At 36.1% G+C, this 16,263-nt stretch carries 15 protein-coding genes; 8 read left to right on the top strand and 7 right to left on the bottom strand.

Features of this window, described 5'->3' with window-relative positions; genetic code table 11:
- Nucleotides 1-76: 76 nt before the first annotated feature.
- The 5 genes from sucC to J2786_RS11070 form a co-directional block, all read right to left on the bottom strand.
- Nucleotides 77-1,267, bottom strand: coding sequence for an ADP-forming succinate--CoA ligase subunit beta (gene sucC / locus J2786_RS11090; RefSeq protein ID WP_045500844.1), 1,191 nt, complete (start codon nucleotides 1,265-1,267; stop codon nucleotides 77-79).
- Between the two features lie 131 nt (nucleotides 1,268-1,398).
- On the bottom strand, nucleotides 1,399-2,676 hold the full coding sequence (locus J2786_RS11085) for a chloride channel protein (protein ID WP_047435070.1): 1,278 nt from the start codon (nucleotides 2,674-2,676) through the stop codon (nucleotides 1,399-1,401).
- A gap of 2 nt (nucleotides 2,677-2,678) precedes the next feature.
- On the bottom strand, nucleotides 2,679-3,065 hold the full coding sequence (locus tag J2786_RS11080) for a DUF423 domain-containing protein (RefSeq protein WP_047435072.1): 387 nt from the start codon (nucleotides 3,063-3,065) through the stop codon (nucleotides 2,679-2,681).
- 1 nt (nucleotide 3,066) lies between these two features.
- Complete coding sequence (locus tag J2786_RS11075; RefSeq protein ID WP_047435074.1) at nucleotides 3,067-4,137, bottom strand: hypothetical protein; 1,071 nt, start codon at nucleotides 4,135-4,137, stop codon at nucleotides 3,067-3,069.
- A gap of 166 nt (nucleotides 4,138-4,303) precedes the next feature.
- Nucleotides 4,304-5,632 (bottom strand): hydroxymethylglutaryl-CoA reductase, degradative, encoded by a 1,329-nt coding sequence (locus tag J2786_RS11070; RefSeq protein ID WP_047435076.1) that lies wholly within the window; start codon nucleotides 5,630-5,632, stop codon nucleotides 4,304-4,306.
- A gap of 156 nt (nucleotides 5,633-5,788) precedes the next feature.
- On the opposite strand from J2786_RS11070, the gene J2786_RS11065 reads away from it, so the two are divergent.
- Together J2786_RS11065 and J2786_RS11060 are read left to right on the top strand one after the other, a co-directional pair.
- On the top strand, nucleotides 5,789-7,048 hold the full coding sequence (locus J2786_RS11065; protein ID WP_047435079.1) for a putative DNA modification/repair radical SAM protein: 1,260 nt from the start codon (nucleotides 5,789-5,791) through the stop codon (nucleotides 7,046-7,048).
- Nucleotides 7,049-7,381: 333 nt separating this feature from the next.
- Nucleotides 7,382-8,140 (top strand): TIGR03915 family putative DNA repair protein, encoded by a 759-nt coding sequence (locus J2786_RS11060; protein WP_047435081.1) that lies wholly within the window; start codon nucleotides 7,382-7,384, stop codon nucleotides 8,138-8,140.
- Between the two features lie 432 nt (nucleotides 8,141-8,572).
- Here the strand turns inward: J2786_RS11060 and J2786_RS11055 are convergent, their stop codons facing one another.
- A complete protein-coding gene (locus J2786_RS11055) occupies nucleotides 8,573-9,373 on the bottom strand; it encodes a DNA alkylation repair protein (protein WP_047435084.1) in 801 nt (266 codons plus the stop codon).
- A gap of 94 nt (nucleotides 9,374-9,467) precedes the next feature.
- Between J2786_RS11055 and J2786_RS11050 the strand changes: the two genes are divergently transcribed.
- From J2786_RS11050 to J2786_RS11030, 5 genes are all read left to right on the top strand, one after another.
- Nucleotides 9,468-9,809: a winged helix-turn-helix transcriptional regulator gene (locus J2786_RS11050; RefSeq protein ID WP_047435087.1), complete on the top strand. Its 342-nt coding sequence runs from the start codon at nucleotides 9,468-9,470 to the stop codon at nucleotides 9,807-9,809.
- A gap of 85 nt (nucleotides 9,810-9,894) precedes the next feature.
- Nucleotides 9,895-10,773, top strand: a complete 879-nt coding sequence (locus J2786_RS11045; RefSeq protein WP_047435090.1) for a DUF4846 domain-containing protein — start codon at nucleotides 9,895-9,897, stop codon at nucleotides 10,771-10,773.
- 83 nt (nucleotides 10,774-10,856) lie between these two features.
- Nucleotides 10,857-11,843 carry a 6-phosphofructokinase gene (gene pfkA / locus J2786_RS11040; RefSeq protein WP_034694860.1) on the top strand — a complete coding sequence of 329 codons (987 nt, stop codon included), beginning with the start codon at nucleotides 10,857-10,859 and terminating at the stop codon, nucleotides 11,841-11,843.
- Nucleotides 11,844-11,875: 32 nt separating this feature from the next.
- Nucleotides 11,876-12,880, top strand: coding sequence for a type I glyceraldehyde-3-phosphate dehydrogenase (gene gap, locus J2786_RS11035; protein WP_034694859.1), 1,005 nt, complete (start codon nucleotides 11,876-11,878; stop codon nucleotides 12,878-12,880).
- 88 nt (nucleotides 12,881-12,968) lie between these two features.
- Nucleotides 12,969-13,595: a hypothetical protein gene (locus J2786_RS11030; RefSeq protein ID WP_047435093.1), complete on the top strand. Its 627-nt coding sequence runs from the start codon at nucleotides 12,969-12,971 to the stop codon at nucleotides 13,593-13,595.
- A gap of 169 nt (nucleotides 13,596-13,764) precedes the next feature.
- On the opposite strand, the gene J2786_RS11025 is transcribed toward J2786_RS11030, so the two are convergent.
- The gene (locus J2786_RS11025) at nucleotides 13,765-14,586 is read right to left on the bottom strand and encodes a hypothetical protein (RefSeq protein ID WP_047435096.1); all 822 of its coding nucleotides are present in this window, start codon (nucleotides 14,584-14,586) and stop codon (nucleotides 13,765-13,767) included.
- 226 nt (nucleotides 14,587-14,812) lie between these two features.
- Here J2786_RS11025 and J2786_RS11020 point away from each other — a divergent pair, with 226 nt between their 5' ends.
- On the top strand, nucleotides 14,813-15,997 hold the full coding sequence (locus tag J2786_RS11020) for an oxygenase MpaB family protein (RefSeq protein WP_047435099.1): 1,185 nt from the start codon (nucleotides 14,813-14,815) through the stop codon (nucleotides 15,995-15,997).
- The last annotated feature ends 266 nt before the right edge of the window (nucleotides 15,998-16,263 follow it).

Here is a 16,263-nt window from a genome sequence, read left to right as displayed (position 1 = left end):
ACTTTGCCCTTGCATTTGCACAAAAAAACCGCTCCAACAATGGAACGGTTTTCTTGTTTATTTAAAAAATTTCAGGTTATGCTAAAACTTCTTTTACTTTGTTTGCAGCTTCTTCTAAAGTAATTGCAGAGTGTACCGGAAGACCAGACTCATCAATTAATTTTTTAGCTTCTACAGCGTTAGTTCCCTGCAATCTTACGATCAATGGAACCGGAAGGCTACCCATAGCTTTGTAAGCATCTACAACCCCTTGTGCAACTCTGTCACATCTTACGATACCTCCGAAGATGTTGATCAAAATAGCTTTTACATTTGGATCTCTTAAGATGATTCCGAAAGCAGTCTGTACTCTCTGAGCATCTGCAGTACCACCTACGTCAAGGAAGTTTGCAGGGTTACCACCTGATAATTTGATGATATCCATAGTTGCCATTGCAAGACCAGCTCCGTTTACCATACAAGCAACGTTACCATCCAGTTTTACGAAGTTAAGACCCGCTTCACCAGCTTCTACATCCATTGGATCTTCTTCTCTTGTATCTCTAAGTTCAGCTAAGTCTTTGTGACGGAACAATGAGTTGTCATCCAAAGTTACTTTAGCATCTACAGCGATAATCTTGTTATCAGATGTTTTTAATACAGGGTTGATTTCGAAAAGAGAAGCATCAATTCCTGTGTAAGCATTGTAAAGAGATGAAATAAATTTCACAAATTCTTTGAATGCATTTCCTTCAAGACCTAGGTTGAAAGCAATTTTTCTAGCCTGGAACCCCTGAAGACCGATAGCCGGATCAATAAGTTCATTGTGGATCAAATGAGGAGTTACTTCAGCAACGTGCTCAATATCCATACCACCTTCAGTAGAATATACGATTGTATTTTTTCCTTCAGCTCTATCTAAAAGAATAGAAACATAAAATTCTTTAGTTTCAGATTCTCCCGGATAGTAAACATCTTCTGCAATCAAAACAGAGTGTACTTTTTTACCTTCAGCAGAAGTTTGAGGAGTTACCAACTGCATTCCGATGATATTCTGAGCGTTCTCTTTAAGTTTATCCATATTTGGAGAAAACTTAACACCCCCACCTTTACCACGACCACCTGCGTGAATCTGTGCTTTTACAACCCAAGCCTGTGCTCCGGTTTCAGCAGTCAATTTTTCAGCAGCTGCTACAGCTTCATCTACGTTGTTTGCAACGAAACCACGTTGGATAGCTACTCCATACTTTGATAAAATCTCTTTTGATTGATACTCGTGAAGATTCATATTATTTTTATTATTTTATTTTAATATTTAAAGGTTGACAAATTTACTAAAAAGACACGGAAGTTCAAGTTTATTGACTTAAAAATTAAAGTCTGACCGACTTGATTTTTAACATATATTCCTATTTTCCCTTATTCTTCCGCTAATTTCTCAGATTGAGATCCGATAAACGGAATTTTCGGAGCCAGGAAATATCCGGTAAGACTAGCAAACAATATCGGTACAAAATAAGTAAATCCGGTAAGCGTTCCCAGTATAATTGTAGTACTCATCGGCGTTCTTGTTACACAGGCATTGATGGCTGCCATACAACTTACAATAGCCAGCGTGGTATCAACACCCGGAAACAAATTGTGGATAATTAATCCCAATGTTGTCCCTACGAAGAACAATGGAATGATAAATCCTCCTCTCCATCCGGAAGTTACTGTAATGGCAATGGCCAGTATTTTAAAAACAAGGATTAAAACTAAAAAGTTCAGTCCGAAATTCCCCCCGATTAACTGGTTGATTTCGTTGTGTCCAAAGTATCTTGTAATGGGAAAATTATAGGCAATAATTCCTAAAATGATGCCCCCTACCAATGTTTTAATGTAAATCGGAAATTGTCTGTATTCAAAAATCTTTTTGAAGAATTTAACTACAAAAATGAAGATCCATCCGAACAAAGTTCCCACCATTCCGAACAGCGTGGCATAAAGAAAATCATACACACCTGTATAATGATACGCTTTCAAATCCCATGTTGCCCCGATTCCTAAGTGGATAATCAAAGTAAACATCAGATAACTGAAACAGCTTGCTACCAATGCAGGAATAATGGCTTTATAATATTCTACCGCATGTTTGTGATGCAGAATTTCCAGAGAGAAAAGACTTCCTCCCAGCGGAGCTCCGAATAAGGCCGTAAAACCGGAAGCCATACCCGCAATACTTAAAGACCTCAGCTCTTCTCCTTTCAGTCTGAAAATTTTTCCCAGCCAGGTTCCGGTAGATCCGGTGACCTGTACCAACGGTGCTTCAGGTCCTAAACTTCCTCCTGATGCCACACAAAACAGCGAAGAAAGAATCATGGAAGGATTGTTCTTCGGTTCCAGTTTTCCTTTATTGAACCTGATATTGTTAACAATTAAATGAATTTCTCCCGGATCACCAATAAAATGGATGACCAGCCCCGCCAGCAAACCACAGACTGCCATTGTTGGGATAACTTTCCAGCCTTGAAATCCTGCTAAAAATTCTGTAAAATGCTCCAGTACAATCCAATATCCTCCGGCGATAATACCACCTACAAGGCCTGTAACAGCCCACATAAAAAAAGTACGGCTGAATACAAACGGATTAAATCTGATAGGTTGATCTAAGAGATTGAATGTTCGTATTAACCGCCTCCTTCTGTGAATTTTCATTCTTAAATTCTGTTTTTAGCAAAATAAAAGATCAGCATTCCCCAGCTTAAGATCATCATCAGACCTCCAAGCGGAGTGATAGGTCCCAGGAATTTAAGATTCATTCCCCAATGATCCTGCATACTAAGAAAATAGATGCTTACTGAGAATAAAAGGGTTCCTGCAATCATTAAAATGGAAGTCCATTTTTCAGCAGAAGTTTCAAATTTTAAGATATATCCGATGATTAGCAGGAAAAATGCTGCATACATCTGATATCTTACTCCTGTTTCAAAGCTTTCCAGCCTTTCCACAGCTAATATTTTCTTTAAAGCATGCGCTCCGAATGCACCCAGGATCACAGACACCATTCCGTAAACCGCTCCAAAAACTAAAGTAATTGTTTTCATTTTATAGCTCTTCTAATTCTAAGGTTAAATATTTTTTTGTTTTATAATCCTGCCAGGTTCCAATGATTTTATTTCCTTTTAAATCGGCTTCTATTAAAGCTCTTGAAACCCATTCTTTAAGTTCTTCGCTATGATAATCATCTTCGGTGATAGAAAAATGATCATGAATAAATTCTCCTCTCCAGTTAATCGGTTTTTTATTCTTATCATACCAATAAGTGGCGGAAAAAGAATCGTCCTCATTAATTTCGTTAAACAAAACCTTAACAGGATATTTTCCGTCAATTTTTCCTTTGAACAGTTTATTCCCGGGTCCAGTCTGCCCTATCTTTTCAGAACCTGAAATCAGATTTTTACCATAAATACTCAGGTATTTTTCAAGTTCTTTATAGGTAAATTCAAGTTCATGACTTCCCAGATCATCCAATGCCCGCATAGCATGATTAGAACATCTGCCTGCCACAAAAGTGATTTTATCCTTACCAAAAAAATACCGGATACCATTCAAAGTATGTTCTATGAAACAATCTTCATACATTGCAATTTGATCCTGAACTTCCTCTGATGGATTTTTTTCAGATTTTAATTTCAAAAGAAAGTCATTCACTCTCTTTTTTACTCTACTTTGAATCAAACCATTGACTGTTTTCCTACTCTCTACCTGAAATAAATCTTCAGCATTGATAAAATTTCCCGTCCTTAGATCAAAATTCTTCCAATCTTCAAATTCTTCCGGATAGGCTCCAGAAGCTTCACCATGAATACCCATTGTTAAGATATTTTTAGGCGTTTCCAGTTTCTCCCAATCATAGAAGTAAACATAGTTGGAATAAGAATTGGTTGCGGTAGAGGCTAGTTTAAAAGGATTTCCACCAGAATTCGGAATATATTCCAGTTCTTTCACCTGCAGAAATGTATTGATCTTATCAGCAACTGCTGTATTTCCCGCATAAGTAATCACAGGAAATACAAAGTTTTCAGATTTTGGCGGCAGGTTATTTATTTTCACTTCTTTCTGCTGCGAAAAACCTAAACCTGAAATCAATAAGAAAAATACAATACTTTTTTTCATTATTTTGATTTTAAGTACATTAAAATGAACTTAGCAACCAACGTAGAAATTCCCAGTATAATAAACATATTGGCAAATCTCTTCGAGCTTCTGAACCCTTCATTGTCGGTTTTCTTTAAAAAGAATCCAAAAAGAAGAAATACAATGGGCAAAATGATTTGTAACATTAGTTTCCTCTCATTCTGTTAAATTCATTGATCACCTCATGGTGGCTGACCGTCTTATCTTTGAAATACGTTACAAAGTGCTGCTTTTCTTCTTCGGTTGCTCCCAACTGATTCAGAATATTCAATAAGTGCATTTTCATATGTCCTTTCTGAATTCCTGTAGTTACCAATGAACGTAATGCTCCAAAGTTCTGTGCAAGACCTGAAACAGCAAGAATGCTCATCAGTTCCTGTGCAGAAGGTTTTCCAAGTAGCGCTAACGAGAATTTTACCAAAGGGTGAAGATTGGTAAGTCCTCCTACAACTCCTACAGAAATAGGAAGATCAATCCAGAATCTGAACACTCCGTTATCTGTTGTACAGTGCGTTAAAGATCGGTACTGTCCGTCTCTCGCTGCATAGGCGTGTGCACAAGCTTCAGTAGCTCTGAAATCATTTCCTGTAGCGATTACAACTGCATCTACTCCATTCATGACTCCTTTATTATGAGTGGTCGCACGGTAAGGTTCAATTTCTGCAATGGTAACTGCCTGTTTGAATTTAGAAGCAAATTCTTCAGGAGAAATTCCGCTGTCGTCTTTTAAATCTTCCATTTTACATGAAACCTCAGCTCTTACGATACAGTCAGGGGTAAAGTTGGAAAGAATATTCATAACAATCTGTAATGAATTCTTTTCTTCCTGAGTAAAGTCTTCGCTGGTAGCCACTTCCTGTCTCAGGGTTTTTCCAAACTGCTCAAGACATGAGTTGATAAAGTTTGCTCCCATTGAATCTACTGTATCAAAGCTTGCTTTCAGCTGGTAATAATTCGGCATTTCTGCGGTCTTATCCACCAGGCTGATATTTAAAATACCTCCGCCACGTTTTCTCATGTTGGATGTAATATCCTCAGTGGTTTCAAATAATTTTTTCTTTAAACTGAAATTAAAGAAATGTAATAATTTGTGGGGTTCTACATTAAAAATAAAGTGGGTATGCCCCAGCTTTTCAGTGTTGATAATGGTTGTTTTAAAACCTCCTTTGTCGATCCAGAATTTTGCAGCCTTGGAAGCGGCAGCCACTACAGAACTTTCTTCAACGGCCATTGGGAGTGCCAACAATTTTCCATCGATTAAAAAGTTCGGAGCAATTCCGTACGGCATATAAAAGTTGGAAATGGTGTTTTCAGAAAATTCTTCGTGAAGCTTCTGAAGATCTGCATCATCATTCCAGTATTGTTTTAATATATTTTGATATTCCTGGTTTCCTTCAAGATATTCGTTTACGAGCCATTCGATTTTCCCCTGCTTTGGAAGCTTGGAAAAACCTTCGATTGGTTTATGATTCATGATATAAACTTTAATGAGCCGTAAATATAATGATTTTGAGACTCTTTTTTGTTGATAACTTCTATGAAAAAAGATTGACTTTTATCAATTTTGGAACTAAATTTGAACAAAATTAAAATACAATTCAGATACAAAACATATCAAATCATTTTAATTATGAATTTTGACCGTCTTAAAGAAAAGCTTGAAATCCTTGCTGATGCAGCAAAATATGATGTTTCCTGTTCATCAAGCGGAGGGACAAGAAAGAATAAAAAAGGAGCGTTAGGAGATAGTTCTGCAAGCGGGATCTGTCATACCTATACAGAAGACGGACGATGTGTTTCGCTGCTTAAAGTTCTGTTGACCAACCATTGTATTTACGATTGTGCTTACTGTGTTTCCAGAAGTTCCAACGATATTAAAAGAGCTGCTTTTACGGTAGAAGAAGTGGTAGACCTTACCATTAACTTTTACCGCAGGAATTATATTGAAGGTTTATTCCTGAGTTCAGGAATTTTCAAAAATGCAGATACTACAATGGAAAGATTGGTAAGAGTGGCCAAAAAGCTGCGTCTGGAAGAAAACTTTAACGGATATATTCATTTGAAATCTATTCCCGGAGCAAGTGATGATCTGATGCAGGAGGCCGCGTTGTATGCAGACCGTTTATCCGTCAATATTGAAATTCCTACAGAAAGCGGATTAAAACTGCTGGCTCCAGAAAAGAACAGACAGGATATGATCAGCCCGATGCGGTATATTCAAAAAGGGATCATTCAATATAAGGATGAAAAGAAAATTCTGAAAAAAGTTCCCAAGTTTGCTCCGGCCGGACAGTCGACCCAGATGATTGTGGGTGCAACCAATGAAAATGATCTGCAGATCATTAAAGTTGCGGATCACTTTTATAAAAACTTTAATCTGAAAAGAGTGTATTATTCCGGATATGTTCCGGTTTTGGAAGATCAGAGATTACCTTCTTTAACCACAGAAGTTCCTATGCTTAGGGAAAACCGATTGTATCAGTCGGACTGGCTGATGAGATTTTATGGTTTTAAAGCGGAAGAAATTTTAGATCCGAATGTCCCTTTCCTCGATCTGGAAATGGATCCGAAATTGAGCTGGGCATTGCGGAATCTGGACCAGTTTCCGGTGAATCTCCAGACTGCAGAATATCGAACAATTTTAAGAATTCCCGGAATCGGAGTGAAAACAGCTCAGAAAATTATCAGTGCAAGACGTTTTCAGGTTTTAACGATGGATCATTTGAAAAAACTGGGAGCGGCTGTTAACCGGGCAAAATATTTTATTGATTTTACTGCGGGAAATGCCTACCTGAAGTATTTAACGGATAAAAATTTCAGGAAACTGCTCATAGGCGGAAGCTCATCCAAATTTCATAACCAGTTTTCGCAACAGCTGACTTTGTTTTAATGATCTGTTTAAATGTTATTTTTTGAAACATTAAGATTCTATTAAGGTGTTGAGAGTATTAAGATGAGTTTTGCTTTAAGCTTAAAAATCAGAATGATTTATCTTAACTTTACTTTATTTCTTAAATCATTCTTAATGGTTTTAATATTTCTGAACAGTTTTAATAAACACTAATGACACTAATGTTTTTCACAAATGGTCACTAATTTATTATGCAAAAACATAGCAGCATTATTGTCATTCTGACAAAGGAAGAATCTCTAGATTCTTCACTTCATTTTATTTCGTTCAGAATGACAACCCAACCAAACTTTAAATTTTTACACTCAACACATGACAACCCTACTCTATGATGAAAGTTTTGATGGTCTTTTCACTGCGGTATTTGAAGTTTTCGAATACCGTTATAAAGAGGTGGAGATTGCAAGCAGAGAAAGATTTCATCAGGAAAATATTTTTGCAGAAATACATGAAGTAATTACTCAACCGGACAAGTCGGAAAGAGTTTTAAATAAACTGGAGCAGAATATAGGAAAACAGGGCGTTTACAAACTTTTAAAAGTTTTTTTATCCGAGGATCCGGAGCTGGAAAACCTTATCTTATCTGCGGTAAGGCAGTCTGTAAAACATCCGCAAGATAATATTCTGGAGAACTTTGCTGACGCTGATATTTTAAAAATTTCAAAAATCTGCAAGTCGGTAGACAGGGAAAGGCACAGAATGACTGCTTTTGTGCGCTTTGAAAAAATGCAGGATGGTGTTTTTTTCTCCAAAATAGATCCCGATTTTAATGTTCTTCCTTTAATCAGAAAACATTTTAAAAATCGTTATCAGGATCAGAAGTGGATGATCTACGATCTCCGGAGAAACTATGGCCTCCTGTATGACCTCAACGATTGCGAATTTTTCTACCCTGATGAAAAAATTGATTTCAATAATTATCAGCAAAAGTTTGATGATGAAGAAAAAAGTTACCAGGTTCTGTGGCAGCGTTATTTCACAAAAACCAATATTGTAGAAAGAAAAAATATGAAACTCCATATTCAGCATGTTCCTAAAAGATACTGGAAATATCTGACGGAAAAATGGTAACTGCATTTTCAAAAAATTCAATACTGTTTCACACTGATTGAGCAGATAACGCAGACTTTTATCAATAACGATCCTGAGATTCTCATGATACATCAATCCAACATTGAATCAATAATTCCATATTGTGGATAACTTTTTATTTCGGCGAAAAAACACGTGATTTCAAGTCCTTTTTTCGGGATCATTATTTAACCCTCTCATTTTATGAAAGATATAATCCACATTCATCGAAAACTCATATTGTGGATAACTTTTTTCAGTTAACATTCCGTTAACATAAGATTTTTTTCACTCTTATTTTCATTCAAAAATCACGTAGATAATTAGCTATTCAACGATGATTTGGGGTTTGAAAACACAATTTAAACACCTGAAAATATGCTATATACAGACTAAGATAATATATCAATATTTTTGTTTTGTGGATAACTCTCACTTTTTAAGGGTTCGCAGAGCTTTCTTTACAATATACTGCGTCTCTTTTGTAGGACTTTCCCGAAGCCATTCATCACAGATTTCCACTACAAATTCGGGTTGTGATTTGCTGGCATCATTGAGCCAATTTCCAACACTGTCCTGTACATATCTGGAGGAATCTGACCGTAATGGTTCCAGAATTTCCAGTCCTAGCCCGGGATTTTCTTTTAAAGCATCAATATGCTCACACCAAACTCCTCTCGGTCTTGTAGATTCACTGGCAAATCGTCTCACGTTTTCATTCTTATGTACCGTCCATGCTGATAAAATCTCTATACTTTCCTCTAGATTTCTGGCGATATCCGGTCGTACTGTCATCCAGCAGATTTCCCTTACTCCAAAGTGAGTGTCTGAAGCGAATGATTGAATTTTGTCTAATTTTTCTTTAAGCTGTAAATTATTATTTCTTCCAATGGTATAAGCTGCCCAGCAACGAACAAGATCTGCCTGATGAACAGATAATTTTAATAGAAATTGATCATCTTTATTTTTTACAGCAAGATCTAGTAAACCGATTCCTATTGTTTCATTAATAGAATTAACAGTCTGTTTTTTCAGCTGGTTTACATTTTCTAAAACAGGTATAAGATATTCTTTACGATTATTTTGCAAAAGCAGATTTTCCAGCAGCAGCTTTTGGTCTACAGCCAGCCATTCTGTGAGATTGGCGGTTTCGATTTCTCCTCTGTTCAGCTGATCCAGAATATCCGGTGGAATATCTTTGATGGAACGGGCTCCTTTTCGTTTTTCTGTCATACTATTTAATGATTATCTTTACAAAAGTCTGAAAGTAGGCGGATAAAAACAATACCGCATATTTTTCACCCATAGGGATAAAAAAGTCAATTTTATGGAAATAAAGGAAAGAGCTGAAGAAAATAAAATCTGTCCGTTGGAAGTTGCTGTCAATACCATCAGCGGAAAATGGAAAATTCCTATTGTCTGGCAGATTAATGAAGGAAAAAAACGTCCCAGCGAATTTTTACGAGGCATTGCAAAAGTAGACCGAAGGGTTTTAAATCAACAACTGACTGAGATGGTAGATGATGGTATTTTAACCAAACAGTCTTTTAATGAACTTCCCCCAAGGGTTGAATATACGTTGACAGAACTTGGTGAAAAACTGGTGAAGATCCTCTGGCATCTGAATGATTGGGGCAAATTACTGATTCCTGAACATAAAGAAGCATAAAACGGGTTTACATATTGCAGATTTTCAGATCTTCTATTTGCCGGTACGTGAAAAAAAAGAGATATTTGTTTCAACTAAAAAACGCATGAAAAAAGTTATCACAGGAATCACTGCTATTCTCATCTTCACTGGCTGTACAAAAGAAAAACTCTCAGACCGTTTACTTCCGGAACCGGATAAAAATGAGCACTTAATTGCTGAAAACGCTTTAAAAATCAATAAAAATAAAAATACTATCCGGGAGAGATTTTCTCCTCCTGAAGGCTACGAATGGATTGATGAAAAATCTGGTTCTTTCGGCCATTTTATTGAAAATTTTAAGTTGACACCTTATGGCAGCCAGATTGTAAAATATGATGGAAAACCTATTTCTACTCAGCATCTTCATGAAGCAGTCTTTGATATTGATACCGGAAATAAAGATCTACAACAATGTGCTGATGCGGTAATCCGTATGAGAGCTGAATATCTTTATAAAGCGAAAAAATTTAACGAAATTAAATTTCATTTCACCAGTGGTGATCTTTTCGGCTGGAATGATTATAAAAACGGAACAAGAGCTTTTGTCAGCGGAAATTCTGTGAGCTTCAGAAAAGCCGCAGCTTCTGATGATTCTTATCAGAGTTTCAGAAATTATCTGGATGTCATTTTTAATTATGCAGGAACGATTTCATTAAATAAAGAAACAAAACCGGTTACTAAAAATTCAGATCTGAAGACAGGAGATATACTGATTACACCGGGAAGTCCCGGCCATATTGTTTTTATTTCCGGTGTCTGCCGGAATAAAGAAGGAAAAAGATTATTCTTATTAAGTGAAGGATTCACTCCGGCACAATCGATTCATGTGCTTTCAAATCCGTTTAATCCCTATTTTACGCCTTGGTACGACCTTGATGTGAATGCTTCGGAAACAAAAACTGCGCGATATTTTTTTAAACCTACAAACTTCAGAAGCTTTTAATAATTTATATTCAAAACTATTGGAAACTTACTACGATTATCTGAACTTGTTTTTGTAAATTTGTGTTCGAAATTTTTTACTTGATGAAAGAGAGTGCTGTAAAAAAAATTGCAGTTCTTACTTCAGGAGGTGACTCTCCGGGTATGAATGCGGCGTTAAGAGCGGTAGTAAGAACCGCCAACTACTATGATATCGAATGCTATGGGGTGAGAGAAGGCTACAACGGCCTTATCAATGATGATTTCCTGAAAATGGGAGCTCGTTCCGTAAAAAATATAATCAACCAGGGTGGAACGATTCTAAAATCTGCCAGATCCGCTGAGTTCAGAACAAAAGAAGGCCGTCAGAAAGCTTACGACAATTGTGTAAAGCTGGGAATTGACGGATTGGTTTGTATTGGAGGAGACGGAACCTTTACCGGTGCCAAAATCTTTAATGAAGAGTTCGGAATCAGAGTAATCGGTATCCCGGGAACGATCGATAATGATATTTTCGGAACTGATAATACCATCGGATACGACACGGCATTGAATACTGCAATGGATGCCATTGATAAGATCCGTGACACGGCAACTTCTCACAACAGAGTTTTCTTTGTGGAAGTAATGGGTCGTGATGCTGGTTTTATTGCTTTAAACAGTGGATTGGCTGCCGGAGCACTGGATATTCTAATTCCTGAGAAAAAAGACAGTATCGATGAGCTTTTCACAAAATTCAGAAATGCTGAGAAAACAGGAAAATCGTCCAGTATTGTTGTGGTAGCGGAAGGTGAAAAGCTAGCCAATGTTTACGAACTTGCAGAAAAAACCAAACAGACCTTCCCTGATTATGACATCCGTGTAGCTATTCTGGGACATATGCAGAGAGGAGGTTCTCCAAGCTGTGCAGACCGTGTTTTGGCAAGCAGACTTGGTTATGGTGCTGTAACAGGACTTATGGAAGGACAAACCAATGTAATGGCAGGAATGCGTTCCAATGATCTGACGTATACGCCGATTGAAGAAGCCATTAAAAAGCATAATGAAATCAATAAAGATCTTTTACTGATTTCAGAAATTTTAGCAATCTAATTATTTTTATAATCTAATAAAAACAAACTATTATGTCAACAATTAAAGTAGGTATCAACGGTTTTGGTAGAATTGGACGTCTTGTTTTCAGAGCAATGACTGAAAGAGACAACATTGAAGTTGTAGGAATCAATGACCTAATCAATGCAGAATACATGGCTTACATGTTAAAATATGACTCTGTACACGGTATTTTCCCAGGTGAGGTTTCTGTAGAAGGAAACGATCTTGTAGTAAACGGGAAAAGAATCAGAGTAACTGCTGAAAAAGATCCAAGCAACCTAAAATGGAATGAAATCGGTGCAGATTACGTAGTAGAATCAACTGGTTTATTCCTGGATAAAGAAAGCGCTGCAAAACATATTACAGCAGGTGCTAAGAAAGTAATTCTTTCTGCTCCTTCTAAAGATGATACTCCAATGTTTGTAATGGGTGTAAACCACAAGGAACTTACTGATGATATCAAAATTTTATCAAACGCTTCTTGTACTACAAACTGTTTAGCTCCTTTAGCTAAAGTAATCCACGATAACTTCGGAATCGTAGAAGGTTTAATGACCACTGTACACGCTACAACAGCTACTCAGAAAACTGTTGACGGTCCTTCAATGAAAGACTGGAGAGGTGGTAGAGCTGCTCTGAACAACATCATTCCTTCTTCTACAGGTGCTGCTAAAGCGGTAGGAAAAGTAATCCCTTCATTAAACGGAAAATTAACAGGTATGTCTTTCAGAGTACCAACTGTTGATGTTTCTGTAGTAGATTTAACAGTGAGAATTGAAAAGGCTGCTTCTTATGAAGAAATCTGTTCAGTAATCAAAGCTGCTTCTGAAGGTGAATTGAAAGGTATCCTAGGATATACTGAAGAAGCTGTAGTATCTCAGGACTTCGTTGGAGATAAGAGAACTTCTATTTTCGACAAAGATGCCGGTATCATGCTTTCTCCTAACTTCGTGAAACTTGTTTCTTGGTATGACAACGAAATGGGTTACTCTAACAAGTTAGTGGATATGCTTGTACATGCTGCTTCTTTATAATAAGTAATGAGCGATAAGCAATAAGCAATATAAAAACCTTCCCGATGGGAAGGTTTTTTTGTTTAAATTAACTCCTAAAATTTAAACCATGCTCAATGAACTTATTGAAAGATATTCTCAGTATTCTGATCCGGAATTAATGGAAGTCTATTTAAATAAAAATAAATATACAGATGATGCCAAACAAGCCATAGATATTGTCATAGAAAAAAAAGGTGGAATACGATCTCTTACCGATCGGTATGATAAAATTGTAGCAAAGGAAATGGAAAAATCAAGGATAAAGAATACTGCTGCGGAATTGTATTTAAATGGACTGACAAAAAATGACATCAATTACGCTTTGACTTCAGAAGTCTTAGCCTCAGATGAAATACAACAAATCATAGAAAATACTTCTACAGAAGTAGAAGCAACAAAAAGGGATTTAGAAATTAAACCCAGCACCATCATTGGAAGTATCTTAGGAGGAATTATCGGTGGAACTATTGGTGGAATACTATGGGGGTTACAAATCATATATTCCGGTCGCATCTTTTATATTTTTGCTATAGGTCTGGGAATAATCTCTTACGGTTTTATAAAATTTTTCACTAAACAAAGTAGAAATAATATTGCGGTATTAACCATCACCATATTATCTGTAATTTATGCTTTGATTTTAGGTTTTTATATATTTGAATTATTTGGCTATCATGGACCTGATCAATATTGATAGAATACAGAAATGAATTCAAAATATAAAATATGACTCTGTACACTATTCTTCCAAGTAAAATTTCTGTAGTGAATATGCCTGTACAAGCCACTTCTTTATAATTAGTAATGAGCGATAAGCAATAAGTAATATAAAACCTTCCCGATGGGAAGGTTTTTTTGTTATTTTATTTTTTAAATGGATTTTTATCTAATCGAAAAGAAATTCCAATAAAAGGGTTAATACGATATTGCGATTCATTTAAATTATCATTGGTTACAGAACTATCAATCGTTTGTCCTATAAAGTAATTGGCATTGGGCAGAGTCTGCTTATGAACACCAACACCTCCTGTCAAAATAATATTCTGTCCTATTCCTAAAGACAGACCTGCAAAAACAGCAATTTCTTCAAAATTAATTCCCAAACCTCCTGTAAATCCATAAGAAATAGTATCCTGATAATCCATGAAATTAAACATAACTGTGGGCATAAGTTCTATCGTCTTATTACTCTGGATCTCGGTTACTTTTTGTAATCCGTTGTCAGTCTGTGAAATAAATCGATTATGATTGGTATAAAAAATCGCATTGGCACCAAATGTTGTAGTCCACATCCAATCAGTCTGAGTTTTTATCTTGTAAACTTTTTCTACAGGATCTTTATCAGTAGTAGTAATTGTAATTGTCAGTTCTGTATTACGTTTAAAGGTAATCTCCCCGACTTTATCTTTATTAATCTTAACACCTTTATTTGATTCTGCTTTATCAAATTGTAATACAGGTTGCATATTAGCATTTTTTTTAATTGAAATACTATAGCCTTTGGGATTGGGTGCAATAATATTATACTTATTTTTACCATGATTTTCCTTAATATATTCAATAACTGTTTCAAATGATTTTACATTCGAATCAACATCTATCATAATTTCATTTTCTTTAATTGTGACTTGACTAAAAGCCAACCCTGAACAAAACAGTAACAATAATAAAATTTTTGTTTTCATGATTATATATTTTTTAGATTAATCTTTTAGTTAAAATTCTGAAAGCCATTTTAAACTCTGAGCTTCCATGGTTATTAGTTTTGTTTTACACAAAGTTTCAAATTATATAAACACAAGTAAATTACCCGTTTGTGGTATTTTCAAGAAAGTTCTTCTTGGATAGCTGACAAATCTCACCAAAACATTTCAGCATAAAACTTGTATTTTTATAGGTAAAGGAATGAACATGATACAACCCCGTTTTAAAGACGCTCCCCACTTCAGAGACTTTTGGGAACATGGCAACGGAAAACAGCTTATTGAATTTTCCGGAGCTGAAGTGAGTTTTGAGCATTTTGAAAAATTTGCGCCCTATTTTCATCATGTGGATGAAACCGGTGACGAGGTGGTAAGAGATGTTTATTTCACTAAAAAATTTCATGAAGCTTCGAAAGAAATCGAGCAATACATCAGAAACGGGGTTTCGGAAACTGATGATGTTCCTGAAAGTGTAAAAAAATTGTTCCGTCAGACCCAAAAAGTTCCTCAATGGCTGGATTATAACCTTCTCAAAAGCGGAGTTGAACTTTGTATGAGAAGCAACCTCGATTCTCTGATCTCGCTGAGAGATTATTGTCTGATCGGTGGTTACGATTATGCTTACCTCAACAAACCGCTTATTGTTACAGAAGCATTGAAGAAAGGTGCTGTGAAACGTCTTTCAGAAACATTGGATTTCTGGGTGAATGCCACCCGCTACAATGCACTGGAAGTTCATGCAAAAGGGTATGAATTTGCTATAAAAACCCGTCTGATTCATTCTTACGCAAGACTTTCTATTAAAAAACATTATAAAGACTGGGATACAGAAAACTGGGGAGAACCTATCAATTCATGGGACATGATGGCAACATATATCGGGTTCAGTCTGGTATTCCTTCATAGCCTTAAAAAATTAGGAAATAGTTTTTCTGTTGAAGAGGAACAGGGAATTTTTCATCTCTGGAAATATGTAGGTTATCTTTTGGGAATTCCGGAGCAGCTTCTTCCTGATGATAAGAAACAGGCAACGGAATATTTTTATTTATGGACTTCTGTTCAGCCGCCTTCGGATAAAGATTCTGTTCTTCTGGCTCATTCTCTGCTGGATGAATCATTGGAAAATCCTATTTTAAAATATGAATTTCAAAGAAAAAATTTGAAATATCTACACGTCTGCTGCACCTGGTTTTTGTTGGATGACGAGGTGTGTAAAAGATTACAAATTCCGGAAGTTCCTTTCAGAAATCTGTTTCCAAAATCTAAAATACTTTTCAACAAAATTTATGACAGTCTTGTAAGCCGCAATGTCAGAATACAAAGAGGAAATAAGGACCAGATGAAAGTACTGGAAGATTATCTTGCCATCACTAAAAACTCAAATTTTCATTAAGGTAATAAGTCAGGAAGCCGGAAGTTGGAGGCTGGAAGTTTATATTGGACTATAAATCTCACTTAGTAAAAGTAATAGCTAAGTTCAATATATTTTACGGACATCAATAACTCCTTTCTTCCAGCTTCCAGCATCCCAACCTACCTAATAGATCGCAATTTTTTCCATCACCCATACCACATTATGCATCTGCTTCGTTATGAAGGAGATCACTTATAAAATTTTATCATTTTTTAACTCTAAAAACAGCTTTCAGAGACAAATAA

Origin of the sequence: Chryseobacterium vietnamense (assembly GCF_031454475.1) — a bacterium.
GTDB lineage: Bacteria > Bacteroidota > Bacteroidia > Flavobacteriales > Weeksellaceae > Chryseobacterium > Chryseobacterium vietnamense.
Note: the sequence above shows the minus strand (reverse complement) of the source record. Positions and strands in the feature narration are given on the sequence as shown.

What these genes read in the sequence shown, in the direction of transcription:
- sucC (WP_045500844.1), bottom strand. Translation starts at nt 1,267, where the DNA reads ATGAATCTTCACGAGTATCAATCAAAAGAGATTTTATCAAAGTATGGA.
- J2786_RS11085 (WP_047435070.1), bottom strand. Translation starts at nt 2,676, where the DNA reads ATGAAAATTCACAGAAGGAGGCGGTTAATACGAACATTCAATCTCTTA.
- J2786_RS11080 (WP_047435072.1), bottom strand. Translation starts at nt 3,065, where the DNA reads ATGAAAACAATTACTTTAGTTTTTGGAGCGGTTTACGGAATGGTGTCT.
- J2786_RS11075 (WP_047435074.1), bottom strand. Translation starts at nt 4,137, where the DNA reads ATGAAAAAAAGTATTGTATTTTTCTTATTGATTTCAGGTTTAGGTTTT.
- J2786_RS11070 (WP_047435076.1), bottom strand. Translation starts at nt 5,632, where the DNA reads ATGAATCATAAACCAATCGAAGGTTTTTCCAAGCTTCCAAAGCAGGGG.
- J2786_RS11065 (WP_047435079.1), top strand. Translation starts at nt 5,789, where the DNA reads ATGAATTTTGACCGTCTTAAAGAAAAGCTTGAAATCCTTGCTGATGCA.
- J2786_RS11060 (WP_047435081.1), top strand. Translation starts at nt 7,382, where the DNA reads ATGACAACCCTACTCTATGATGAAAGTTTTGATGGTCTTTTCACTGCG.
- J2786_RS11055 (WP_047435084.1), bottom strand. Translation starts at nt 9,373, where the DNA reads ATGACAGAAAAACGAAAAGGAGCCCGTTCCATCAAAGATATTCCACCG.
- J2786_RS11050 (WP_047435087.1), top strand. Translation starts at nt 9,468, where the DNA reads ATGGAAATAAAGGAAAGAGCTGAAGAAAATAAAATCTGTCCGTTGGAA.
- J2786_RS11045 (WP_047435090.1), top strand. Translation starts at nt 9,895, where the DNA reads ATGAAAAAAGTTATCACAGGAATCACTGCTATTCTCATCTTCACTGGC.
- pfkA (WP_034694860.1), top strand. Translation starts at nt 10,857, where the DNA reads ATGAAAGAGAGTGCTGTAAAAAAAATTGCAGTTCTTACTTCAGGAGGT.
- gap (WP_034694859.1), top strand. Translation starts at nt 11,876, where the DNA reads ATGTCAACAATTAAAGTAGGTATCAACGGTTTTGGTAGAATTGGACGT.
- J2786_RS11030 (WP_047435093.1), top strand. Translation starts at nt 12,969, where the DNA reads ATGCTCAATGAACTTATTGAAAGATATTCTCAGTATTCTGATCCGGAA.
- J2786_RS11025 (WP_047435096.1), bottom strand. Translation starts at nt 14,586, where the DNA reads ATGAAAACAAAAATTTTATTATTGTTACTGTTTTGTTCAGGGTTGGCT.
- J2786_RS11020 (WP_047435099.1), top strand. Translation starts at nt 14,813, where the DNA reads ATGATACAACCCCGTTTTAAAGACGCTCCCCACTTCAGAGACTTTTGG.